Origin of the sequence: Rathayibacter sp. VKM Ac-2879 (assembly GCF_015351245.1) — a bacterium.
Lineage (GTDB): Bacteria > Actinomycetota > Actinomycetes > Actinomycetales > Microbacteriaceae > Rathayibacter.
This window is the reverse complement of the sequence record NZ_JADKSO010000001.1, coordinates 491,625-513,741: the sequence shown is the minus strand read 5'-3', so window position 1 is coordinate 513,741 and position 22,117 is coordinate 491,625. Positions and strand designations below refer to the sequence as shown.

Genomic DNA, 22,117 nt, shown 5'->3' with positions numbered 1-22,117 from the left:
GAGATGCCACATATGAGCTCGCCCATCGGCGTGTCGCGCTCATAAGTGGCATCTCGCGGGAGGGGGCGTCAGTCGGCGTAGACATCCGTACGGTGGAAGCGGAGCGACGAGCGGGAGGCTGTGGGGCCACGCTGGCCCTGGTAGCGCGAGCTGTACTCGGCCGAGCCGTAGGGCTTCTCGGCGGGCGAGCTGAGGCGGAAGAAGCACATCTGGCCGATCTTCATCCCGGGCCACAGCGTGATCGGGAGGGTCGCCACGTTGCTGAGCTCGAGCGTCACGTGCCCCGTGAAGCCGGGATCGATGAAGCCGGCGGTCGAGTGGGTGAGCAGGCCCAGCCTCCCGAGCGAGCTCTTGCCCTCGAGGCGCGCGGCGACGTCGTCCGGCAGCGACACCTCCTCGTAGGTGGAGCCCAGCACGAACTCGCCCGGGTGCAGGATGAACGGCTCGCCCGCGGGCGTCTCGACGAGCCGCGTCAACTCGGGCTGATCCTCGGCCGGATCGATATAGGGGTAGCGGTGGTTGTCGAACAGTCGGAAGAAGCGATCGAGTCGCACATCGACGGACGAGGGCTGGATCATCGAGGGATCGTGCGGGGCGAGCCCGACCCGTCCGGAGGAGAGCTCGAGCTTGATGTCACGATCGGAGAGCAGCACCAGGCGATCCTAGGGCGTGGGCGTGTCACAGGGCTTGCTACGATGTCACGGTGCGCCTTCGGGGCGCCGCGCGAGTGTAGTTCAATGGTAGAACTTCTGCTTCCCAAGCAGATGGCGCGGGTTCGATTCCCGTCACTCGCTCCCTCTGAAGAGTCGTAGCGCCACGCAAGGCCGGCAGAACTCGCCTCTTTCGCCCACGCCATAAGGCGTTCGGCGGCGACACGCCGAGACGAACCGCCCCGGCGGGCGGCAACGGCGTCCGCGCAGGGCACTCTGGAAGCATGAGCGAGCTCGTCCAGATCCCGTCACCGGGAGTCGCCCTCGAGTTCGGGCAGCCCGGCCGGCCGGTCGTCGTCGTGCTGCACGACGTGTTCGGGCGCCTCCCCTGGCTCGAACCCTTCGCGGAGGCGGTCGCCAAGCACGGCTACCACGTGCTCGTACCCGACCTCTACGACGGCTGGGCCACCCTCGCCCCCGAGGACGCGCGCGATCTCGCGGCGATGGCCGCGGAGGACCGCACCCTCGCCTCCGTCGCCGACGCGGTGCGCACGGGTCTCGCGGCCGGTGCCACGCGAAGCGCGATCGTCGGCTTCGGTTTCGGAGGGAGACTCGGTCTGCTCACCGCCGGCACCGGTCTCGTCGATGCGGTGGTCGCCTACTACGCGACACTCGACGCCGAGGAGCACGTGCTCATCCCCTGCCCTGTGCTCGTGCACTTCGCCCAGCACGACGACTGGGGCCCGGGCGGCGACCCCGAGTCATTCGTCGGTCGACTCAAGGAGTCGGGCACTCCGGTGACGGCGCACACCTATGCCGACACGCAGCGCCACTTCGCCAACGGCAACCTGCGGGAGGCAGTGAGCCCCGCCTCCGCCGCCCTCGCCTACGCCCGGACGCTGTCGTTCCTCAACCCGCAACTCATCGACACCTGAGCGTCGGGGCCTGACGCTCAGCCGTCGACGTCGTGCAGATGATGCACGACGTCGTGCAGGTAGTACACCGCGAGGGTGCCGACCGTGAAGGAGGCGCCGTCGCTGCGGCGACCCGACCGCCGCCACTGCTCGTCCGAGACACCCTCGAGAAGGCTCGCGATGTGCTCCGCCGCGTCGACGAGCTCGCGGCCGACCGTCGCAGGGTCCTGCTGGTCGTAGCGCTCCTCCACGGCGGTGACGTCCTGATCCCAGTTCGGGAAGAGCGGGTCGTCGTTCTCGAGCATCAGGGCGAGACGCTCGCGGTTGATGCGGTGCACGTCACGCACGTGCGCCGCATACTCGAGCGGCGACCACGTCTCGCCGTCCGGGCGGCCCGCCGCGCCGTCGCGTTCGAGCACGAACGGCCAGGCGGCGGCGTTCCTCCGCGCACGCGCGGGCACCTCGCTCGGCTCGACCAGGGAGGCGTCGTAGCCGCACTCGAGGCACGGGCGCTCGAGCACCCAGGTCCAGTCCTTGGTATCGGGAGTGATCGTCATCGCACCAGGGTAGGACCTGGATGCGGCGCCGGTGGGCGGGCGTCATCGGTCCACGCGCCGATTGGTCCACCCCTTTCCCAAACCGACAGCGCCCGGGCGACGAAGAGAGAAGTACACCGCCGACGCGTTGCTCGAGGAAGGTAAAAGACCATGAACAGATCCCCCAACCGACTCCTGGCCACGGTCTTCGGTGCCGTGTACGTCGTTGTCGGCCTTCTCGGCTTCGTCGTCACCGGTGGAGTGCAGTTCCTCTCGACGCAGGGCGGGCTCCTGCTCGGCATCTTCGAGGTGAACCCTCTGCACAACATCGCCCACCTGCTGATCGGCGGCGCCCTGCTCATCGCCGGGCTCTCGACGGTCTCGGCCGCCCGCTCGGTCAACGTGACGGTTGGGGCGGTCTACCTTCTCCTCGGCATCGTGGGCTTCTTCCTGGTGAACACAGCGCTGAACGTGCTCGCGCTCAACACCGCCGACCACTTCCTCCACCTGGCCAGTGCACTCGTGCTCCTGGGAGTCGGCCTCGGCACCGAGAAGTCGCTCAGGACGAGCCGGGCGACTGCCTGACCCGGGCGGGCGCTCCCGCTCCCCTCTACTCCGTCCGCCGCGGGCCCGCCGTTTTCCGCGGCGGACGGACCCCTACGGCCCCGGACGACACGATGCGGTGTGTCGATCCGGGGCCTCCTCTCTCTCCGGGAACCTTCTGGAGCCCCCCGATCGGAGTCGCCATGTCGACCGTCGCCCGCTGCAACGCTTCCTTCGCCGCTCTCGGCGCCGGGCTGATCCACATCTCGATGGCGGCGGCCCGCGCCGATGCCGCCTCCCTCGCTCTCGGCATGCTCGGGGCGGCGGAGATCCTGTGGGCGGTGCTCGTCCTCGCCCGGGCTCGGATCCTGGTCCCTCTCGTCGCTCTCTCGGTGACGGCCGTCGCCTTCGGAGGATTCGTGCTCGCGGTCCCCGCCGGTCTCCTCCGCGATCCGCTGCCTCCGCTCGCGGCAGGGCTCCTCCAGCTCGTCGCTGCGGCCGTGGTGATCGCCGCGCTCCGTCGACCGGAGACGACGGAACGGCCGGTCTCGGCGTCGCGCGCCCTCGTGGGTCTGCTGGCCGGGGCACTCGCCGTGTCGGCGGTCGCGACCCCCGCCCTCGCCTCCTCCTCTGGAGGCCCGGGCGACATGGGCGGGATGATGTCGAGCGAGCTCCCGAGCCATCGCCATTGACCGTCTCGAGAACCCCGCGCGCTGGGCGCCTTCCTCTGGCACCCCCGATGCCCCTCAGCTAAGGTAAGGCCAACCTAAGAAGCTGTGAGGGAGGCGACCGTGACCGTGATCCCGTTCTCCGAGGCCCTGCGGCAGCGCATCGGCCAGTCGAGCGCCGACGACGAGGGCGCGGCGTTCATGACGGCATTGATGACGGGATCGGGCAGCCGCGATGACTATGTCGCCCTGATCTCGCAGCACTACTTCGTCTACGAGGCCCTCGAAACGGTCGGAGCCACCATGGCCCACGACCCGGTGGCCGCCCCCTTCCTCTCGACCAAGCTCACGCGCCTCCCGGCCATCGCCGAAGACCTGCGGTTCTTGGTCGGCGAGGACTGGCGCGAGCGCATCGTCCCGCTTCGATCCACTCGGGCCTACGTCGAGCGGATCCGCACGGTCGCGGCGACCTGGAGCGGCGGCTTCGTCGCGCACCACTACACCCGATACCTCGGCGACCTCTCGGGCTGCTCGATCGTGCGCGCACTGCTCCAGCGGCGGTTCGGCTTCGAGACCAACGGCGTCGGATTCTTCCTCTACGGCGAGATCGCCGCACCCTCCGCGTTCCGCGCCACCTATCGCGAGCAGCTCGATGCCGCGGGATGGGACGACGCCGAACGAGAAAGGGTCATCGCCGAAGTGGCCGAGGCCTACCGGCTGACGACCGAGGTCTTCCGCGAGCTCGCGCGCTCCCGCATCGCGGCCTGACGCCTCCGCGACGCTCACGAACGCCTGCGGCCCCCCGCCACTCGGCTCGGACACCGCTCAGCTCGGCGCGCTCGCCGCCTCATCGGCCGCGACGGCCGCCGGCTCTGCCCGCCGCTCGGACATGAAGCGCAGGACGTCCTTGTCGACGATGATGTCGCTCGGCCGCAACGGCCGGGTGAGGTAGAGCCCCTCGAGACTCGTGATGCGACTCAGGGCGACGTAGGTCTGCCCCGGGGCGAAGGCACGCTGTCCGAGGTCGACCACCGCCGAGTCGTACGTCTTGCCCTGCGACTTGTGAATGGTGACCGCCCACGCGAGCCGCAACGGGAACTGCGCAAACTCCGCGACGATCTCGCGCGTGAGCTTCTTGGTCGCGGCCGAATAGGAGTAGCGATAGCGCTCCCACGTGGCCGGCTCGACCTCGTGCACCTCGCCGTCGACGTCGACCCAGACGGTGCCCGCGACCTTCGTCACCCGACCGATCGTGCCGTTCACCCAGCGCTGGTCGGCATCGTTGCGCAAGAACATCACGTGCGCACCGATCTTGAGCTCGAGGTTCTGATCGGCCGGATAGGCCCGACCGCCGAAGTCGCCGCTGATCTCTGCGGCGGCGGTCTTCAGCGGCCCCTTCAGCCGTGCGAGGGCGGTCTGATTGATCCGATTGACCGTATCGTTGCGCGTCGCGAGCGTGATCGCGTCGTTCGCCGGAGGCGTGCGGGCACCGGCCGCGTTGAGGACGTCGGCGATCTCCTTCGTGACCATGCCGAAGCGCACGGCGTTGAGCATCCACTTGAAGCGCTCGTCGCTCTGCCGATGGATGCGTCCGAGCTCGACGATCCGCAGCGGCGCCTCTTGCCAGACCATCGCGTCGAAGAACCAGAGCGAGCGGTAGCGGTCGGCGAAATAGGCGCGCTCCTCCGGGTCGCCGGGCACGGGAGCGAGCTGGAACGGGTCGCCGAAGAGGACGACCTGGACGCCTCCGAACGGCTCGGACCGACGCTGGCGCGCCTGGCGGAGGCTGCGGTCGATCCCGTCGAGCAGATCGGCGTTGACCATCGAGATCTCGTCGATCACGAGCGTGTCGATCGTGTTGAGGAGCTTGCGCAGCTCAGGAGGCTGCTCGAGGTCGGAGTCGGCGATCACGCCGATCGGAAGGCGGAAGAGGGAGTGGATGGTCTGTCCGCCGACGTTCAGAGCGGCGACCCCGGTCGGCGCGCAGATGACGATCTGCTTGTCGGTGTTCCAGCTCAGGTGGTTGAGCAGGGTGGACTTGCCGGTGCCCGCGCGCCCGGTGACGAACAGGTGCTCGCGGGTGTTCTCGATGAGGTCGAACACCCGCTGTTGCTCGTCGGAGAGGGTCGGCTGGGTCACCGCTCCACTGTACCCAGCCGGTCGCGGCGCCCTGGCGCCTCCCGATGACTCCCCCGCTTTCGCGCGCTGTGGAGGAGGCTTCGGAGCGTCCCGTGCAGCTCAGCCGCGTCTCTCGAGCGCGGCGAGCCGATCGTTGTAGGCCGAGAGCTCGGCCTCTCCCGACCGATCGGCCTGGCGATCCCGGCGACGGGTCTCGCGGTCGTCGGAGCGACTCCACATCATCGCGACGACGATCGCGAGCGCGACGGTCGGGATCTCGCCCACGCTCCACGCGATGCCCCCCGCTGCCTGCTGATCGACGAGAGCGGAGGTCCCCCAGCCCATGGCGCCGTACCAGTCGGCGAGGAGGAGCCCCTCCCCGGTCATCAGGGCAAGGCCGAAGAAGGCGTGGAACGCCATCGTGCCGAGCAGCAGGAGCAGCCGCATCGGGTACGGCACTCGGTGCGGGCTGGGATCGACTCCGATGAGCACGCTCACGAAGAGGTACCCCGTGATGAGGAAGTGCACGATCATCCACTCGTGGCCGATGTGGTCAGTCGTCGCCCAGCGGAACAGGGGCGAGTAGTAGAAGCCCCAGAGCGAGCCGACGAACAGCAACGCCGCGACGATCGGATGCGAGATCGCCGTCGCGAAGCGCGAGTGCACCGCCAGCAGCACCCACTCGCGGGGGCCCCGCGAGCCGTCGGTGCGGCGCCGGGCGGCCCGCGCCAGCAGGGTCACGGGGGCGGCCGGGACCAGCAGAAGCGGAACGGCCATCGTGAGGACCATGTGCGCGAGCATGTGCGCGCTGAACAGGTACTTCTCGTAGGCATTGACGCCGCCGTTGGTGATGTAAGCGAGCAGGAGCATGCCTGCGACCCAGAGCACCGTCCGGTACACCGGCCAGCGATCGCCGCGGCGGCGCAGCCGCACGACTCCCGCTATGTAGAACGCGACAGCGAACGCGCAGACGAGGAGCCAGACGAGGTCGACGTTCCACAGCGTGAGGAAGTTGAGGGCGCTCGCGGGAGGCGGAAGCGCCTCGCCCGTGAGCAGCTGCGCGGGAGTCGGATTCGTGAGCTGATCGGCGGCGAGCTGCTCGACCGGCGGGGCGGTGCGTGCGAGCGCAGCCGCGACTCCCGAGGCGATGCCCATGAACGCGAGCTCGGCGCCGACCAACCACCAGAAGCTGCGGCCGCCCGCACCGCCGGCCGCCCGCATCCGCTCGATGAGCACACGCCGCTGCACGGCACCGAGGAGCCCGAGCACGAGGAGAACAGCGACCTTCACGAGCACGAGCACGCCGTAGCCGGTCAGGAGGTTGGCGAGGGTCGCCAGACGCAGCTCGGCACTGACGTAGCCCGAGGCCGCCACGACGACGAAGCTGACGAGCGCCAGGCTCGAGTAGCGCTCGACGACCGCCAGGAGGCGTGTGCCCGCCAGGAGCGGACGCAGGACCACGATCGTCATCAGGCCGCCGAGCCAGATCGCCGCGAACACGAGGTGCAGGCCGAGCGCCGTGACGGCGGCGTCGTGACCGCTGGATTCCGCAGTGTGGCCCTGCTGCGTCATCGGCACCAGGGAGAGCAGCGCCGCCGCTGTGACGAACACGAGAGCCGTGTGGTTGCGGACGGCGAAGCACAGCACGGTCACGACCGCACCGAGGAGCGCCGTGACGAGCCAGGCCTGCCCGACCGGGATGCTCCCCAGGAAGTAGCTGAGCTTGGTGCCGAAGTCGCGATCGAGGCTGAGCGGGGTCTGCGTGACGCTGAGGAACGTGAGGAAGCCCGTCACGGCGCTCGCGGCGGCGAAGAAGGCCGCACTCGCGGCGGCGACGTCGAGCGCCACCGAGAACTCGGTGCGCGGCTCGGACGTGTCGATGCGGGAGCCAGCAGCGCGGGGCGTACGGGGGCTGAGGGCGAAGAGGGTCAGCACGAGCGAGCCGATCATGCCGGCTGCTCCGAGATTCACGGCGAGCTTCGCGATCGGCAGCCCCCAGCGCACCACGGGCCCGGGATCGGTCAGCAGGAGGGCGCGAGCACCGCCGCCGAAGACGAGGGCCGCGAGGAGGGCGGCGAGGGACGCAACGACGAGGACGAGTGCCGGGCCGACGATCCGAGCGGTGCGATTCACCCGCACAGCCTACGTTCCCGCGCCGGACGACGGCCGCCGCCGAACGACGATGGCCCCGGCGTCGAGCCGGGGCCTTCGTCGTAGTGCTGCGACTACTTGGCCGCGGCCTTGAGCTTGGTGCCCGCCGAGACCTTGACCGAGTGGCCGGCGGCGATCTGGATGGTCTCGCCGGTCTGCGGGTTGCGGCCGGTGCGCGCGGCGCGGGAGGTGCGCTCGACGGCGATCCAGCCGGGGATGGTGACCTTCACGTCGTTCGAGACGGAGTCGGCCAGGGTGGCGAAGAGCGAGTCGAGGACGCCGTTGACGGCGGCCTGGCTCTGGCCGGAGTCCGCGGCGATCTTCGCGACGAGCTCGGTGCGGTTGAGCGACTTGTCAGCCATTGGAGTGTCCTCCCAGGACGTTCGCGCTGTTGAGAACAGCTGGTTGTAGTGGATCGTCCTCGGCCGGGGACGGACGCCCCCAAAACCGGTCGGACCGTCGGTAACCTACCAGCCTGATCACGAATTTCCCGCGATTCCCGGCCTCTGCCGCCCGCCAGGACGCCGATCCGCGCCTCTCGGAGCGCACGAAGGCTCCCTCCACAGACGGCGATCATGCGATCTCTCCACCGATCTCGGGAGGCGCTCCTCCCGCCGGTCGACCCTCACGAGGGTGGAGTCATGTCGATCGTTTCCTTCCTCTCCCGCCGTCCCTCGCTCCCCGACCCGGCGCCGCCCCGGGAGCCTCCCATCACTCGTTCCCCCGACACCGGGCTCGCTGCATTCGCCCTCGGGCTGCTCGCACTGACGTGCTCCGTGCACCCCGTGTGGGCGATCGCGGCCGTCGGGCTCGCCATCGTGGCGCTCGTGCCGGGCCTGCGGGCGGTGGCTCACGTCGACCAGCGACGGCACGGGGCGCTGGGGCTGGCCGCCGCCCTCCTCGCGCTCGCCCTCGCCTCCGTCACCGTGCCGGCCGTGCTCGCGGCGATGCTAGGGGTCGTGGGCTGGGCCGCCGAGCTCCGGCCCGGGCCGTGAGCGGGGGGACACGCCGGCTGAGCCCGCGGTACGAGCCCTGCGCCCAGGGGCCACGGTCACGGAGGCACGCGAGCTGCGCTCGCTACAGTGTCGACGGCGCGCCTCGGGCCGCCGGAGAGGCGGTCATCGTGGCACCGACGAACGGATGGATCTCGACGGCGATCTGGTGGCATGTCTACCCACTCGGCTTCACGGGAGCCGAGGCGAGCGCGCTCGAGGGGCCGCGCGACGCGGATCCGCCGCAGCACCGCCTCCGAGCACTGCTGCCCTGGCTCGACGACCTGCTCGCGCTCGGCTGCAACGGGCTGCTGCTCGGCCCGGTGTTCGCGTCGAGCACGCACGGCTACGACACGATCGATCACTTTCGCGTCGACCCGCGCCTCGGCGACGAGGCGGACCTCGATGCGCTGATCGCCGCCTGCCGGGCGCGCGGCATCCGCGTGCTGCTCGACGGAGTCTTCAATCACGTCGGGCGCGAGCATCCCTGGTGGCGCGAGGCCGTCGCCGCAGGAGCCAGCTCGACAGCCGCCGCGCGCTTCTCGCGGAGCGAGCGCTCGCGCGACGTGGACGGACTTCTCGTCGACGTCTTCGAGGGCCACGAGGCATTGGTCGAGCTCGACAACGGCAACCCCGAGGTGGCGGCATTCGTGTCGTCGGTGCTCGCGCACTGGCTCGAGCGGGGCATCGACGGCTGGCGGCTCGACGCCGCCTACGCCCTGGCGCCCGCCGCGTGGCATGCGGCGATCGACCCGGTGCGCGAGCGGTTTCCCGACGCCTGGTTCGTCGGCGAGGTCATCCACGGCGACTACGCGGGGTACGTGCGCGAGTCCGGGCTCGACTCCGTCACCCAGTACGAGCTCTGGAAGGCGGTGCGCAACTCGATCGAGGAGGCGAACCTTTTCGAGCTCGCATGGTCGCTGCAGCGCCACAACGGCTTCCTCGACGAGTTCCTGCCGCTCACGTTCCTCGGCAACCACGACGTCACACGGGTGGCGAGCGCCATCAGCGATCCGCGCCATCACGGGCATGCGGTGGCCGTTCTCGGCTTCGTCGGAGGCGTACCGAGCATCTACTCTGGCGACGAGCGCGGCCTACTCGGGGTGAAGGAGGAGCGGGCGGGCGGAGACGACGCGGTACGCCCCGCATTCCCGGCCGACCCCAGCGAGTGGGCGGGCGGAGAGGCCTACCGCGCGCACCAGGAGGTCCTCGCGTTCCGGCGTCGGCACCCCTGGCTGGTCTCCGCGGCGACGCGCGCGGTCGATCTCTCGAACACGGCAGTACTCCTCGTCGCCGAAGGGCCGGACGGACAGAGCGCACGACTCGCGCTCAATCTCGACGACAGCCCGGTCTCGCTCGGCGGCGCCCAGGTCGACGCGCACGCCTGGGTTCTCGTCGACTGACGGCGGCGGCCCGACGCAGCACCCGGCGATCCCCGTCGTCCTCTACGCTCAGGCTCACGCGGTCGGCGCTGTCCGATGTGCACTCGAGCAGCAAGGAGAGGCGATGGACGACACACACGCCGGAGGATCCGCGGGCATGCCGGGGGCGACGGGGCTCGAGCAGGCGCTCGCGGCTCCCGCCGACCCCCGATCGGATCCGGCGCCCGGAGAGCGGAGCGGTCTCTCGAGCCGCATCGCCCACGAGATCCTCGACGACCTGGCCGTGGACGACGGCGGCCCGGGAGCCGCCTCCGCGCGCGCAGTGGAGACGGACGACCCCGCGAGCGCCGTCGGCGACGACCCTGCTCACCCCCTGCACGGCTCCTTCGCCGCGGAGTTCGAGCAGAGCTGACCGGACCGGCCGGGATTCGGCCCGCAGCCCGGGCTCGCAACTCGAGAGCGATCTGCGAGGCCTCGAACGCCTCCCTGCTGCGCTCCTCGCCCGCGGGCTCGCGCTCCTGCTCCGCCTCGACGCTCGACTTCAGCAGCGCATAGACCCGCGCGCGTTCGGCGTCGGCGGCGGCCGTCGCCGACGCCGCGTCCACCACCGGCGCAGTCCTCCGCACCAGCGGCCCGATCGTGACGCCCTGGACGAGGAGCGAGAGCATCGCCACGGTGATTCTCCATCAGATTTGTCAAGCAGGGGGGTGATCTGGCGCAGTCGTCCGTTCTCTCTCCTCGCTTTTTTGCCTGGAAGGCACGTCGTGCCGAGCAGGGTCGGACGTGGGAACGCAACCCGGAGGGCGGCGGCGGGGAGAGTGTCGGCGCGATGTGGGGAAGCGCAGCGACCGCGTGTCGAGAACCTCGGAGGAGCCGGCCGCGCAGCGGCTTGCGTGGACACCGGAGGCCCGTACGCTGCCGAATGGCTTCCAGGCACAATGCGCACAGCGCAGCGCCGACCGAAGTCGGCGTCCATGCCAGCACTCATGCTCGAGGTCGTCCGCGCGCCACGGACGTGCTGCTCGATGGGACTGCACCTGCGCTGCCTCTGTATGCATTGCGTGCCGCTGAAAAGCCGCATATCTCCGCGGAGTAGGCCGGTTCCGTCACGCCAGCGGTGCGAGCATGACCATAGGAGGCGTGGATGCGTGACGCGGTGATGGTCGTCGAAGACGACGTCGAGATGGGCGAGCTCATCAAGCGAGGCCTCACCGGTGACGGCTACGACGTCGCCCTGTTCTCGAACGGGGTCGACGCGCTGAACGCAGCTCGCGACGCGGACTACGCTGCGGCGGTCCTGGACGTGATGCTCCCGGGGATGAGCGGTTTCGAGATCTGCCGGCACCTGCGCGCGACCGGCGCAACTCTCCCGGTGATCATGCTCACCGCCCGGGACGCCCTGCAGGACCGCGTGTTCGGCCTCGACGCGGGCGCCGACGACTACCTCGCCAAGCCATTCCACTTCGAGGAGCTCTCCGCTCGCTTACGCGCGATGATCCGCCGAGAGCACCTCACGAACCGGGCACCGGTCGTGCTGGGAAATCTGCGGGTGGATCCGTACGCGCACGCCGCGACGGTCGAGGGCGCCGTGCTGCCGTTGAGCCCGAAGGAATTCGGGGTGCTGCGCGTGCTCGCGGTGCGCGCCGGCGAGTTCGTGCCGCGGGAGGAGATCCTGCTCGAGGTGTGGGGGTCTGCGGAGTTCGTGGATCACAACATCGCGGAGCAGTACATCAGCTACCTCCGCCGCAAGCTCGCCGCCGGCGGTGCGACGGTCGAGATCCTCACCCGACGGGGCGCCGGCTATCGCCTCGGGGTGACGCCGTGAGGTGGCGTTCGCTGTCGATCCGGGTGCGGATCACGGTGTCGAGCCTGCTGGTCGCGATGCTGTTTTTCGGGATCGTGGCGATCGTCGTCCGCGAGCAGCTCGATCACATCCTCGACGAGTCCACCATCGACCTGGTTCGCTCCGGGGCGTCGCAGGCGCTGATCGAGGAGAGCCGCGACACCGCCGAAGCGGTCGTCGACGGGGTCAGCACGACACTCCTGATCGCCCTGGTGATCCTGTTCGTCGCGTTCGCGGCGACCTCCTGGATCCTGGTCGGCCTCGCGCTGCGCCCCGTCGGCCGGATGCGCGCCATCGCCGACCGGCTGCGCCAGGGACGCTCCACCGAGCTGCTCCCCGTCGGGCCCGCGCGGGACGAGCTCTCCGATCTCGCCTCGACCCTGAACGCGCTGATCGAGGACCTGCGGGAGTCGGCGGACCGCGAACGGCAGCTCGTCGCCGACGCGAGTCACGAGCTGCGCACCCCGCTCGCGGCCCTGCGCACCCGCCTCGAGCTCGCCGAGCGGGTCCGTGACGACCCGGCCGCGCTCTACGCCGACATCGTCGACGCGCGCCGCTCGATCGACCGCTTGCAATCGCTGACCGATGGGCTGCTGATCCTCTCGAGGATCGACGCCGGCACCGTCGCCGGCGACGCCTCTTCGGCGGCCCTGCGCGAGGAGGTGACCGACAGCGTCGACCGTGCCCGGATGCTCGCCCGTGATCGCGACCTCGCCATCGACTTCGTCGCGCCCTCCTCCAGCGTCGCGGCCCGGTACCCGATCTCGCCGACCGATTTCGGCCGGATTCTGGACAACCTGCTCGCGAACGCCGTCGCCGCGACCTCCGACGGCGGCAGCATCACCGCGACCCTCGTCGAGCGCGCCGAGGAGATCGTCCTCTCTGTCGACGACGACGGCCCCGGCGTCCCCGAGTCCTTCCTCGCCGTCGCGACCGACCGATTCACCCGCCCTGACGCCGCCCGATCCCGCGAGGGCGGCGCCGGCCTCGGGCTCGGGATCGTCGCCGGCCTCAGCCGAGCCGCCGGCGGACAGTTCACGATCCGCAATCTCGTCCCCCACGGCCTCGGTGTTGAAGTCCGCATCCCTGCGACGCAGCCCCACCCGACCTCTCGCAAGGAGAACCGATGATCGACCCTGAATCTCTGCTCGACGGCGCCGGCCCCTGGGCGATCGCCGTGGTCTGCCTGATCGTCATCAGCCTCGCCGGCATCGCGCTCGCCTACTGGCGGCAGAAGAGTCGCGCGCGCCGCGACGCCTGATCGCTCCTGAACGTCGTCACTCCGCCGCGGCGACCGGGTGCGGACGGCGTCCAAACGCGATCACAGCGACCAGCAGCACGAACAGCGCGAGAGCCGCGAGAGTGACCGGGCCGGTTCCCAGGCCGAGTCCGCTGCGGCTCACCGGGTCCGCGAGCCAGTCGCACACCGACGCCCCGAGAGGTCGCGTGACGACGTACGCGAACCAGAACGCGAGGACCGCGTTCATCCCCGCGAACCGGTGCCCGACAGCAGGGACAGCGATGATCGCCGCGAAGACAACGGCGGAGGGCAGGTAGCCGAAGCCGAGCGTCGACGCGGTCAGGTCGCCGGCGGCCGTGCCGAGCGCGAAGGTCCCCGAGACGGCCAGCCAGTAGAACAGGGCCCGGCGGGGCGTCGTGATCGAGTGGATCGACAGCGTCCGCTCGACCCGCCACCACCCGGCGAAGACCGCGGCGAGGGCCACCGCAAACACGAGCGTGGAGACGAGGTAGGGGATGCCGGCGACGACATGGAGCACGTCGGCGGCCATGGTGCCGAAGATGCTCACCATCAGCACCGCCAGCCAGTACACCCACGGGATGTAACGGCGCACCGCGAACTGCAGCCCGAGGGCGGCGAGGAACGCGAGCCCCGTCACGCCGACCACGATCACCGGGTCGAACGCCGTCGCGAGGAAATCCGACGCGGTCTCGCCCATCCCGGTGGTCAGCACCTTCAGAATCCAGAACAGCGCCGTCGCCTCGGGCACCGTCGATGCGGTGTACCGGCCGGCGAGAACACCGCCGCGAGGTCGCGGGAGCGGTGCTCGGCGCGGGGCAGAGAGATGCGTCATCCCGCCATGCTGGAGGAGCCCTCGGTGTCACACGCTGGGGCATTCACCGGGGTCGTTGAGGATGCACACAGCACCTCGCCCTCGTCCTGTGCAGTGGAATCGTGAAGTCGCCCCCGTGAGTGTCGAGGACGTCGACCGGGCGAAAGCGTTCTCCGCAGAGCGAGTCGGGTTCCACCTCGACCTCGACGTGCGGAACACCGTCGTCCTCGTCACCGACCTCGATGGCAACACCTGGGTCATCCAGGAGCGCCCATCGACCAGCTGGCCCCGGGCGCCGTGATCGCGGCCGGCGCTGGCGATCCTGCGTGGCGCGGCTCAGCTCGCGCTCCTCGCCGTGGTCCTCTCGGGCGTCATCACGGACATCCGCTGGGCTGGTGCCGTTGACCGATCAGACCAGGACGACGGAACTCGTCGTCCTGCCCGGCGTGGTTGCGACCCGCTTCGGCGGCCTCTCACCGGTCGCCGCAGGCGCCTTCCCGATCATCGTGCTCGCGGCCCTCGTCACATCCGAGTCGATCGTGGCCGTCGTCCTCCTGACGATCCTCCGCGGCGACGTGGTGAAGCCTCAGCCCTGACCGGTCGTCAGCAAGAGGCGCGGCGCTGGGCACTCCGGCGCCACAGAGGCGGCGGTGACGCCACGCGCTCGGTGCGCAGCCGGACCGCGACCGGGATCACGATCGTGCCGAAGATCCCGCCTCCGAGGCTGTTCATCACCAGCGACGGCACCAGCCAGAACATCGAACGGTGCTCGATGACCTCGTTCATCCACGCAGTGTCGAACCCGAACGGCTTGTCCTGCTCCCGGTAGAAGATCAGCGCCGTCCGATGTGGGTTCCCGGTTCGGCATCAGTGGCGCCCTCGTCTCTCAGCGCAGAGAACGGCGAAGGTGTCCACGCTACGAACGTGCGCCCGCAGGCAGCGGAGGATTCTGTGAGCAAACACAACGCGGCACGGTGCATCCCGAGCCGCCGCCTCCTTCCCGACTGGGACTCTGCGGGAATGGACAACGCAACGATGACGACCCGCTTCCCGGCGCACCGGCTGCTCAGCAAGGTCCCCGAGGTCACGATCTGGTTCTGGATCATCAAGATCCTCTGCACCACGGTCGGCGAGAGCTTCGCCGACTGGATCAACATGGTCCTCGGAGTCGGCCTCCTCGCCACCGCCGCGATCTTCATCGTGGTCACGGCGATCGTGCTCGCCGTGCAGATGCGGCTGCGGCGCTACGTCCCCTCCGCGTACTGGCTGACCGTCGTCGTGATGAGCGTCACCGGAACCCTGCTCACCGACATCCTCACCGACCAGCTCGGAGTGCCCCTCTGGGCCAGCTCCCTCGCCTTCTCGGTGCTCCTCGCGATCGTGTTCGGCATCTGGCATTCGAAGGAGCGCACGCTCTCGATCCACAGCATCGACACGACCCCGCGCGAGGCGTTCTACTGGCTCACCGTCCTCGTCACCTTCGCGCTCGGCACCGCCCTCGGCGACTGGACCCTCGAGCTCACCGGCTGGGGCCCCGGCGTCTCGATCCTCCTGCCGCTCGCGCTGATCGCGATCGCCACCGGCCTCTGGCGCTACGGAGCGAACCCCGTCCTCGCGTTCTGGATCGCCTACATCCTGACCCGGCCCCTCGGCGCGAACATCGGCGACTGGCTCGGCCTCTCCCCCGACGAGCAGGGCCTCGGGCTGGGCACCTTCGTCACGAGCATCATCTTCCTGCTCGCGATCCTCGCCACGGTCGTCTACCTCTCCCTCAGCAAGGCCGACGTCGACAAGGGCGCGGAACATCACACCCCGCCCGTCGCTCGGGAGCGACGCTCGCTCGTCGCGTTCGCCGTCCTCGCCGTCGCTGTCGTCGGTCTGCTCGCGTTCACCAACAGCCAGCCGCACACCACCCCGGCACCGGAAGGCGCGGCCCCGGCCTGCGACGCATCAGGGACCTTCTCCGCAGCCGACGCGCAGGAGTCAGTGCAGGCGGACTTCCCGACTGGCGACGTGCAGAACTTCCAGACCATCACCTCCGACACCCTCGCCCTCGTCACTAGCGGCGACCAGGCCGGCGCGAAAGCCCGCGCCACCGACCTCGAGACGGCCTGGGACGACGCCGAGCCCGCGCTGAGCGCAGCGAACTGCCAGACCTGGACCTACGTCGACCAGCAGATCGACCCCGTCCTCTCCTCCGTCCGCGCCGGCAGCTCCGACCCGGCCGCCGAGACGAAGAGCATTCAGGAGCTGCTGACCACTCTCACCGGACCCTGACTCGACGACGATGCGCAGCACGCCGCAATGACCCTCCAACCGAAAGCGTGAACCACGATGACCGACTGGCAGATCAACGGCCTTCCCCTCCACCCCCTCCTCGTCCACTTCGTCGTCGTCCTACTCCCCCTCGCCGCCCTGATGCTCGTCTTCGGCAGCATCTGGCCGGCCGCCCGACGACGCCTCGGCGTGATCACTCCGATCACCGCCCTCGTCGCACTCCTCGGAGTCCCCCTCGCTACCCAGGCCGGCGAAGCGCTCGAACGCCAGGTCGACCCTTCCGCGGCACTCGAACGCCACGCAGAGCTCGGCGATCACCTGCTGCCCTGGGCGGCCGGACTCTTCGTCCTCTGCGTCGCGCACTGGCTCTGGTTCCGCGCGCGCGGGAAGTACCCCGCCGTCGCACGGGCACGGCGCGCTCGCTCTGTCCCCTCGTTGATCCTCGCTGCCGTCGCGATCGTCGTCGCCGTGGGAGCGACTGCGAACGTCGTCCAGATAGGCGACACCGGAGCGCAAGCCGTCTGGTCCACGTCCGAGGACAGCTCGACACCGTCTCCCGCATCCGGGCGGTGACCATCGCGGAACGATGATGCTGTCACCGCCGCGCAAGGACCCGCGCTCATCAGGCCGTTGATGCGGCGGCGGGCGAGAGCGATCAGTGCCTGCTTGTGCGACGTGCGACAGGGAGCCGAGCCTCGGCAGGAAACTGGCGGCCACGCCGATCGCCACGAGGACGAGAGGAGAGGCGACGCCCAGCCGCAGGCCCACGAGGGCCGCGGCGGCGATGACCACCAGCGCGGTCACCATCACGACGAGGAGCTCGGTCGCCTGCCCAGCCTGGCAGCGTTCGCCACTGTCCGCGTCTCCGAGCGGGGCGCGGCCCGGCGCGAGCCGCGCCTCGTCGAGCGCCGGAGCGTCTCCCGCCACTCTCGGGGTTCCGAGAGGTCACCGCGCCGTACACTGCGAGGAGATCGGAGGGGACATGCGAGAACGCCCACGGCGCACCGGGCGACACGGGCACGCGGTGACGCCTCCCGCCTCTGCGGTTCGGGGCGCACAGGCCCTCCTGCCGGCCGACTCCACGCTCGATCGCTCCGCGGACGTCTCTCCCGGGATGCGCATAGCCGCGGCGTGGGGCTGGCGGTTCCTCGCCGTGGCCGCCGTGCTGTACCTCGTGGTGCGACTCGTCTCGCTCCTGCCCGTCATCGTGGTGCCGGTGCTCGTCGCCCTCCTGTTGACGGCGCTGCTCTCACCGCTGCGCGACGCGCTGGAACGTCTGCACTGGCCCCGTCCGCTCGCGGTGCTGGTGTCGATCCTGGCGATGCTGCTCGTGCTGTCGGGTCTCGTCGCGCTCGTGATCGTGCAGTCGCGCTCGGGGTTCAGCGGAGTCGGGGAGCGCGCGCTCTCGGCCAGTCGCGACATCGAGACGTGGCTGCAAGGGCCGCCGTTCTCGTTGAGTGACGTGCAGCTGGGCGACTACGCCCAGCGCGCGATCACCTGGGCGGACACGCGGGCCGCCACGATCGCCTCGGGAGCCCTCGCCGTCGGCTCGCAGCTCGCCCAGGTGTTCGCCGGCACGCTGCTCACTCTCTTCTCGCTCATCTTCCTGATGCTCGACGGGCGCCGGATCTGGGGCTGGCTGCTCCGCCTGCTGCCGCAGCGCGCCCGGCCCTCGCTCGATCGCGGAGGCGCGGCGGGCTGGCGCACGCTCAGCCTGTTCGTGCGGGCCCAGCTCGGAGTCGCTGGGATCAACGCGGTGGGCATCGGGATCGGGGCGCTCGCGCTGCAGCTCCCGCTCGTCATGCCGATCGCGATCGTCGTGTTCCTCGGGTCCTTCGTGCCGATCCTCGGTGCGATCATGACGGGCGCGCTCGCAGCCCTCGTCGCCCTGTTGTTCAGCGGCCCCGTGGCCGCCCTGGTGATGGTCGGCATCGTCGTGCTCGTGCACCTCCTCGAAGGGCACGTACTGCAACCGCTGATCCTGGGCAGTGCGGTGAAAGTGCATCCGCTGGCCGTCGTCCTCGGCGTCGCGACAGGACTCGAGGTCGCCGGCCTCGCCGGCGCCCTCTTCGCCGTTCCCACCATCGCGACGCTCAACGCGGCGATCACCGCGATGCGGTCCGAGCGGGAGTGAACGCCTTCGACCCGGAGACGCGGCCTGGCTCGACCGTGCTGCCGGCGCTAGCATGCCCCGTCTGCGCTCGCGCACTCGCGCCCGATGCCGTGCCGCGCCCCTCCACCCTGCGCTGCGAGCTCGGTCACAGCGCCGACCTCGCGCGACAGGGATACGTCTCGCTGCTACGCGGCCGCCACGCGACCTCGGGCGACACGGCGGCGATGGTTCACGCCAGGGAGGTGCTGCTGGACTCCGGCCACTTCTCGCCGATCCGCGAGGCGGTCGCCGAGGCCGTTCCCGCCAGCGTCCGGTTGGTGGTCGACCTCGGCTGCGGCACCGCCGCCTACCTCGCCACCGTGCTCGATGCGCATCCGGAGAGCGACGGACTGGGTCTGGACCTCTCGGCCGCCGCTGCCCGCCGAGCGGCGCGAGCGCACCCCCGCGCCGCGGTCGCGACCGCGGACCTGTGGCAGCCCCTCCCCCTCGGCGACGGGACCGCCGACGCCCTGCTGAGCGTCTTCGCCCCGCGCACTCCGGCCGAGATGCACCGCGTGCTGCGCCAGGGCGGCTCGGCCGTCGTCGTGACCCCTCGCGAGCGGCACCTGCACGAGATCCGCACCGAGCTCGGAATGCTCGGCATCGACGCAGGCAAGGCCGAACGGCTCGACGAGCAGTTGCGCGGCTTCTCGCTCGCGCGCCGCGACGAACTCGACTACGTCGCCCTCATGTCGCGCGCGGAACTGCGCGCGGAGGCTCTGATGGGGCCGAGCGCGCACCACATCGATCCATCCGCCCTCGACGCGGCACTCGACGCCCACGGAGAGAAGACAGCCGTCACCATCGCCGTGACGGTGTCGAGATTTGTGCGCGAGTGACCGTTCAGTGCGCTTCGCCTCGCCGTTCCTGATCGACGACCGCCGCGCGTGACTCCGCACATCGCACTGCTTGGTCGGTGTCTCGCGAACGATCGGGCGCGGCAGCACCCGGACACGCGACGATCGCTCGGCGTACACCGTGAACGGGCATGTCCGATCCGCCGGTGTGTGGGGCGTGATGGCACGGATGTGCAGGCGCAACGACTTGCACGTGTGGAGGGGATGGACGAGGGTCGGAATGGCGCGGGCACTCGGTTCGCGCAGATCCGACGCGATGGAGCGAGGAGCCCGGCATGACCCACCACGACGAGAACCACGAGGTGCACGAGAGCGCCTCCGACGCGGACACCCGGCAGGGCCGTCATCGTGCCGACGGCACCGAGCCGAGCGGCGAGTACACCTCGACGGACGGCGTCTCGCACACGGCGAGCGAGGAGGAGCGCAGCTACGTCGACACGTCCACCAACGAGGAGGACAGCTCGGTCAAGGGCGGCTACGTCGACACGGACGCGGCGGGCACCGAGTCCGAGCCCGACGGCGAGTACACCGACCGCGACGAGTAGCGGCGGCGGGCGCTCAGCGTGCGCCGGGGCCCTTGCCGTTGCCGGGCGCGTCTCCGCTGTTGCCCGGCGCGTTCCCGCTGTTGCCCGGCGCGTCTCCGCTGTTGCCCGGCGCGTCTCCGCCGTTGCCGGGCGCCTCGCCGCTGTTGCCCGGCGCTGTCGACGGCTCCGGCGTGTCGACGGGCTCGGTGTCCTCGGGAGTCGGCGCGGGCGCATCGTCGTCCGTCTCCTCGGGTTGGGGAGCCGACGCGACCGGGGTCTCGGAGGATGTCTCCTGCTCGCCGTTCGGCTCCTCGCTCGACGTCGGCGACGGCGACGGACCGGGGGTCGCGCCGATCGCGCCCTCGAGGTCGGCGCGGACGGTGTCGACTCGGGCCTGGACGAGCGAGGCGCGCTCAGCGCTGATCGTCGCGGCCGCCACCGCCTGATCGAGCGCCGACTGCAGGGAGTCCAGCTCTCTCAGCGCCCCCGTGTAGTCGTCGGCGGCTGCCCGCTCGGCGACGGCCACGACCGCGTCGTCGAGCGTCTGCGCCGTGCCCGCCTGAATCGACGGGTCGGAGGCGGAGCATCCCGCAAGCATCAGCGCCGAGACCAGAACGGCCGCGACTCGCGCGCGCTTCACGAGCGGATGCTCTCGCGCAGCTGACGGAGATGGTCGCCGAGTTCGCCACCGACCGCGGGGAGCGGAGCCTCCTGGCCGCCCACGAGGATGATCGCGAGGCCGACGGCGACCGCGACGAGCGCGAGCACCAAGACGAGCAGCCAGGGGTTCGGGCCGCGTCGACGAGCGGAGGCATTGGGCACCGGTACACGGGCGTCGGCGCGAGTGGCCGGAGGCGCAAGCGAGGCCGCGGGCATCATCTCGGTGCGCGGGGCCGCCTCCGGCACGAGCCGCGTCGGAGCGATCACCTCGGTCTCAGGGGCGGAGTCGTTCGGGGCGATCGGTCGCGTCACCGCGGGCATCGGGACGGTCTCGTCTCGGTGCGGAGGAACATCGGGCACGACGATCGCGGCGGGCGGGCTATCGCGACGGGGATCGATGAGTCGGCGCGCCACCTCCGCGACCGCGATCGCCGTGGGCCGCTCAGCTGGTTCGCGCTGCGTCATCGCGGTCAGGAGCGACGACCAGCCGCCACCGAGCGACGCCGAGATCTCGGGGTCGCGGAGGAGGCGGGCGAGGGTCATCTCGATCGCCGAGCCGGTGAAGGGCCGACGCCCGGTGAGGGACTCCAGGAGCACGAGTCCGAGCGAATAGATGTCGGTCGCCGCGGTCGCCTGATCGCCCTGCGCCTGTTCGGGGCTGAGGTAGGCGGCCGTCCCGATCAGGGTGCCGGGTGCGGTGATCCTCGTCGCGTCGATAAGGGACGCGATGCCGAAGTCGGCGAGCTTGGGCCGGAACTCGCGGCTCGTCAGCGGACTCGGCACGAGCAGGACGTTCGACGGCTTGACGTCGCGGTGGACGACTCCGGCCTCGTGCACCGTGTGCAGCGCCTCACCCAGGTCGGCGGCCATCGCGGCGACGTCGTTCGGGGCGACGGGGCCGGTGGCGAGGCGCTCCGCGAGGCTCGGCCCTTCGGCCAGCTCCATGACCATGTACGCCTGGCCGTTGGTGTCGTCCCCTCCGTCGTGGGCGTCATAAAGGGTGACCAGGGCGGGGTGATTGAGCGCAGCCAGAAGGCGGATCTCCGAGGCCTTGCGTTGCAAATCCTGCGCGTCGTCGATTCCCGCGGCGAACATCTTGAGCGCGACCGAGCGGCCGAGGATCTCGTCGCGCGCCCGATAGACGGTGGCCATGCCTCCGCGGCCGATGAACTCCTCGATGGTGTACCGCCGACCGATGGTCGTCCCCACGACCGGGGTCTCGCCTGTCCGGTGAGATGCCACGGATCCTCCTCGCGGGTGCTGCGGCGGGTGCCGTGCCCCCGGTGCGACCCTCGATCCAGGGTAGTACGTCCGGCACCGCGGGCGTGGGACGGAGCGGTGTCAAGCCGGTGCCTCCTCCGACGGGCGCACGTAGCGTCGGGATCCACCGACGAAAGGCGGCGACATGGACCACCACGGCACCGAGCACGAGCACGGCTCGAGAGACGACGACCTGGGCTCGACGATCGGGACACCGGCAGGGGCGGCCTCGCCCACCTCGTCCGAGAGCGAGACGATCGAGAAAGACCGCTCCGAGTCTCCGGGCAGCGAGCGCGAGACGGAGGCGAAGCAGGACGAGGACCCGGCCGCGAGCCGCACCGAGGTGTCCGGCTCGGCCGAGGTGAAGGCCGTTCCCGGCACGGGCGGCCCGGACGATGTCGGTGACGTCGAGGTCGACCCCGACGAGGTGTCGCTGAACGGCAAGCCCTTCCCGGGACACGCCGGTACCGCGTAGCCCGCCCGAGGCGCTGCTGCGCCCTCTCTCCTCTCTGACGTCC

27 protein-coding genes and 1 tRNA gene are annotated in these 22,117 nt (G+C 70.5%); 19 read left to right on the top strand and 9 right to left on the bottom strand.

Annotation, left to right across the window (positions count from 1 at the left end):
- Positions 1 to 68: 68 nt before the first annotated feature.
- Positions 69 to 653, bottom strand: coding sequence for a dCTP deaminase (gene dcd, locus ITJ45_RS02470; protein ID WP_194607247.1), 585 nt, complete (start codon positions 651 to 653; stop codon positions 69 to 71).
- A gap of 70 nt (positions 654 to 723) precedes the next feature.
- Between dcd and ITJ45_RS02465 the strand changes: the two genes are divergently transcribed.
- Positions 724 to 794: transfer RNA gene (locus tag ITJ45_RS02465), tRNA-Gly, on the top strand.
- Between the two features lie 140 nt (positions 795 to 934).
- Positions 935 to 1,585, top strand: a complete 651-nt coding sequence (locus tag ITJ45_RS02460) for a dienelactone hydrolase family protein (protein ID WP_194607246.1) — start codon at positions 935 to 937, stop codon at positions 1,583 to 1,585.
- 17 nt (positions 1,586 to 1,602) lie between these two features.
- On the opposite strand, the gene ITJ45_RS02455 is transcribed toward ITJ45_RS02460, so the two are convergent.
- Positions 1,603 to 2,121 (bottom strand): DinB family protein, encoded by a 519-nt coding sequence (locus ITJ45_RS02455; protein ID WP_194607245.1) that lies wholly within the window; start codon positions 2,119 to 2,121, stop codon positions 1,603 to 1,605.
- A gap of 150 nt (positions 2,122 to 2,271) precedes the next feature.
- Between ITJ45_RS02455 and ITJ45_RS02450 the strand changes: the two genes are divergently transcribed.
- From ITJ45_RS02450 to ITJ45_RS02440, 3 genes are all read left to right on the top strand, one after another.
- Complete coding sequence (locus ITJ45_RS02450) at positions 2,272 to 2,685, top strand: DUF4383 domain-containing protein (RefSeq protein ID WP_194607244.1); 414 nt, start codon at positions 2,272 to 2,274, stop codon at positions 2,683 to 2,685.
- A 161-nt stretch (positions 2,686 to 2,846) separates the two neighbouring features.
- Positions 2,847 to 3,335 carry a hypothetical protein gene (locus ITJ45_RS02445; RefSeq protein ID WP_194607243.1) on the top strand — a complete coding sequence of 163 codons (489 nt, stop codon included), beginning with the start codon at positions 2,847 to 2,849 and terminating at the stop codon, positions 3,333 to 3,335.
- A gap of 99 nt (positions 3,336 to 3,434) precedes the next feature.
- On the top strand, positions 3,435 to 4,079 hold the full coding sequence (locus ITJ45_RS02440; protein WP_194607242.1) for a heme oxygenase (biliverdin-producing): 645 nt from the start codon (positions 3,435 to 3,437) through the stop codon (positions 4,077 to 4,079).
- Between the two features lie 57 nt (positions 4,080 to 4,136).
- On the opposite strand, the gene ITJ45_RS02435 is transcribed toward ITJ45_RS02440, so the two are convergent.
- From ITJ45_RS02435 to ITJ45_RS02425, 3 genes are all read right to left on the bottom strand, one after another.
- Entirely contained in the window at positions 4,137 to 5,450 is a 1,314-nt protein-coding gene (locus tag ITJ45_RS02435) for an ATP-dependent DNA helicase (protein ID WP_194607241.1), read from the bottom strand.
- 99 nt (positions 5,451 to 5,549) lie between these two features.
- Entirely contained in the window at positions 5,550 to 7,562 is a 2,013-nt protein-coding gene (locus tag ITJ45_RS02430; RefSeq protein ID WP_323742823.1) for a cytochrome c oxidase assembly protein, read from the bottom strand.
- A 92-nt stretch (positions 7,563 to 7,654) separates the two neighbouring features.
- Entirely contained in the window at positions 7,655 to 7,942 is a 288-nt protein-coding gene (locus ITJ45_RS02425) for an HU family DNA-binding protein (RefSeq protein WP_194607240.1), read from the bottom strand.
- A 279-nt stretch (positions 7,943 to 8,221) separates the two neighbouring features.
- Here ITJ45_RS02425 and ITJ45_RS02420 point away from each other — a divergent pair, with 279 nt between their 5' ends.
- The 6 genes from ITJ45_RS02420 to ITJ45_RS14145 all read left to right on the top strand — a co-directional run bounded on the left by ITJ45_RS02420 (position 8,222) and on the right by ITJ45_RS14145 (position 13,058).
- A complete protein-coding gene (locus ITJ45_RS02420) occupies positions 8,222 to 8,575 on the top strand; it encodes a hypothetical protein (RefSeq protein ID WP_194607239.1) in 354 nt (117 codons plus the stop codon).
- A gap of 128 nt (positions 8,576 to 8,703) precedes the next feature.
- The gene (locus ITJ45_RS02415; protein WP_323742822.1) at positions 8,704 to 9,975 is read left to right on the top strand and encodes an alpha-amylase family glycosyl hydrolase; all 1,272 of its coding nucleotides are present in this window, start codon (positions 8,704 to 8,706) and stop codon (positions 9,973 to 9,975) included.
- Between the two features lie 103 nt (positions 9,976 to 10,078).
- Positions 10,079 to 10,366, top strand: a complete 288-nt coding sequence (locus ITJ45_RS02410) for a hypothetical protein (RefSeq protein WP_194607238.1) — start codon at positions 10,079 to 10,081, stop codon at positions 10,364 to 10,366.
- 732 nt (positions 10,367 to 11,098) lie between these two features.
- Positions 11,099 to 11,779 carry a response regulator transcription factor gene (locus tag ITJ45_RS02405; RefSeq protein WP_194607237.1) on the top strand — a complete coding sequence of 227 codons (681 nt, stop codon included), beginning with the start codon at positions 11,099 to 11,101 and terminating at the stop codon, positions 11,777 to 11,779.
- Entirely contained in the window at positions 11,776 to 12,927 is a 1,152-nt protein-coding gene (locus ITJ45_RS02400; RefSeq protein ID WP_323742821.1) for a HAMP domain-containing sensor histidine kinase, read from the top strand. The genes ITJ45_RS02405 and ITJ45_RS02400 overlap by 4 nt, the downstream gene beginning before the upstream one ends.
- The gene (locus tag ITJ45_RS14145; protein ID WP_267238131.1) at positions 12,924 to 13,058 is read left to right on the top strand and encodes a hypothetical protein; all 135 of its coding nucleotides are present in this window, start codon (positions 12,924 to 12,926) and stop codon (positions 13,056 to 13,058) included. The genes ITJ45_RS02400 and ITJ45_RS14145 overlap by 4 nt, the downstream gene beginning before the upstream one ends.
- A 16-nt stretch (positions 13,059 to 13,074) precedes the next feature.
- Here the strand turns inward: ITJ45_RS14145 and ITJ45_RS02395 are convergent, their stop codons facing one another.
- Positions 13,075 to 13,890, bottom strand: coding sequence for a hypothetical protein (locus tag ITJ45_RS02395; protein ID WP_194607236.1), 816 nt, complete (start codon positions 13,888 to 13,890; stop codon positions 13,075 to 13,077).
- A gap of 115 nt (positions 13,891 to 14,005) precedes the next feature.
- On the opposite strand from ITJ45_RS02395, the gene ITJ45_RS02390 reads away from it, so the two are divergent.
- Together ITJ45_RS02390 and ITJ45_RS14405 are read left to right on the top strand one after the other, a co-directional pair.
- Entirely contained in the window at positions 14,006 to 14,170 is a 165-nt protein-coding gene (locus ITJ45_RS02390) for a hypothetical protein (protein ID WP_194607235.1), read from the top strand.
- Between the two features lie 94 nt (positions 14,171 to 14,264).
- Positions 14,265 to 14,465, top strand: a complete 201-nt coding sequence (locus tag ITJ45_RS14405) for a hypothetical protein (RefSeq protein ID WP_416365261.1) — start codon at positions 14,265 to 14,267, stop codon at positions 14,463 to 14,465.
- A 7-nt stretch (positions 14,466 to 14,472) separates the two neighbouring features.
- On the opposite strand, the gene ITJ45_RS02380 is transcribed toward ITJ45_RS14405, so the two are convergent.
- Positions 14,473 to 14,655 carry a hypothetical protein gene (locus ITJ45_RS02380; protein WP_194607233.1) on the bottom strand — a complete coding sequence of 61 codons (183 nt, stop codon included), beginning with the start codon at positions 14,653 to 14,655 and terminating at the stop codon, positions 14,473 to 14,475.
- Positions 14,656 to 14,820: 165 nt separating this feature from the next.
- Here ITJ45_RS02380 and ITJ45_RS02375 point away from each other — a divergent pair, with 165 nt between their 5' ends.
- The 5 genes from ITJ45_RS02375 to ITJ45_RS02355 all read left to right on the top strand — a co-directional run bounded on the left by ITJ45_RS02375 (position 14,821) and on the right by ITJ45_RS02355 (position 19,700).
- Positions 14,821 to 16,146, top strand: coding sequence for a hypothetical protein (locus tag ITJ45_RS02375; RefSeq protein ID WP_323742820.1), 1,326 nt, complete (start codon positions 14,821 to 14,823; stop codon positions 16,144 to 16,146).
- A gap of 57 nt (positions 16,147 to 16,203) precedes the next feature.
- The gene (locus ITJ45_RS02370; RefSeq protein ID WP_194607232.1) at positions 16,204 to 16,719 is read left to right on the top strand and encodes a DUF2231 domain-containing protein; all 516 of its coding nucleotides are present in this window, start codon (positions 16,204 to 16,206) and stop codon (positions 16,717 to 16,719) included.
- A 409-nt stretch (positions 16,720 to 17,128) separates the two neighbouring features.
- Positions 17,129 to 18,280, top strand: a complete 1,152-nt coding sequence (locus ITJ45_RS02365) for an AI-2E family transporter (RefSeq protein ID WP_194607231.1) — start codon at positions 17,129 to 17,131, stop codon at positions 18,278 to 18,280.
- Positions 18,277 to 19,137: a methyltransferase domain-containing protein gene (locus ITJ45_RS02360; protein ID WP_323742819.1), complete on the top strand. Its 861-nt coding sequence runs from the start codon at positions 18,277 to 18,279 to the stop codon at positions 19,135 to 19,137. Before ITJ45_RS02365 ends, ITJ45_RS02360 begins: the two co-directional genes overlap by 4 nt.
- A 293-nt stretch (positions 19,138 to 19,430) precedes the next feature.
- Positions 19,431 to 19,700 carry a hypothetical protein gene (locus ITJ45_RS02355; RefSeq protein WP_194607230.1) on the top strand — a complete coding sequence of 90 codons (270 nt, stop codon included), beginning with the start codon at positions 19,431 to 19,433 and terminating at the stop codon, positions 19,698 to 19,700.
- Positions 19,701 to 19,713: 13 nt separating this feature from the next.
- Here the strand turns inward: ITJ45_RS02355 and ITJ45_RS02350 are convergent, their stop codons facing one another.
- Positions 19,714 to 20,319 carry a hypothetical protein gene (locus ITJ45_RS02350; RefSeq protein WP_194607229.1) on the bottom strand — a complete coding sequence of 202 codons (606 nt, stop codon included), beginning with the start codon at positions 20,317 to 20,319 and terminating at the stop codon, positions 19,714 to 19,716.
- Positions 20,316 to 21,581, bottom strand: coding sequence for a serine/threonine-protein kinase (locus tag ITJ45_RS02345; RefSeq protein WP_194607228.1), 1,266 nt, complete (start codon positions 21,579 to 21,581; stop codon positions 20,316 to 20,318). The genes ITJ45_RS02350 and ITJ45_RS02345 overlap by 4 nt, the downstream gene beginning before the upstream one ends.
- A gap of 163 nt (positions 21,582 to 21,744) precedes the next feature.
- On the opposite strand from ITJ45_RS02345, the gene ITJ45_RS02340 reads away from it, so the two are divergent.
- Entirely contained in the window at positions 21,745 to 22,074 is a 330-nt protein-coding gene (locus ITJ45_RS02340; protein WP_194607227.1) for a hypothetical protein, read from the top strand.
- Positions 22,075 to 22,117: the final 43 nt, after the last annotated feature.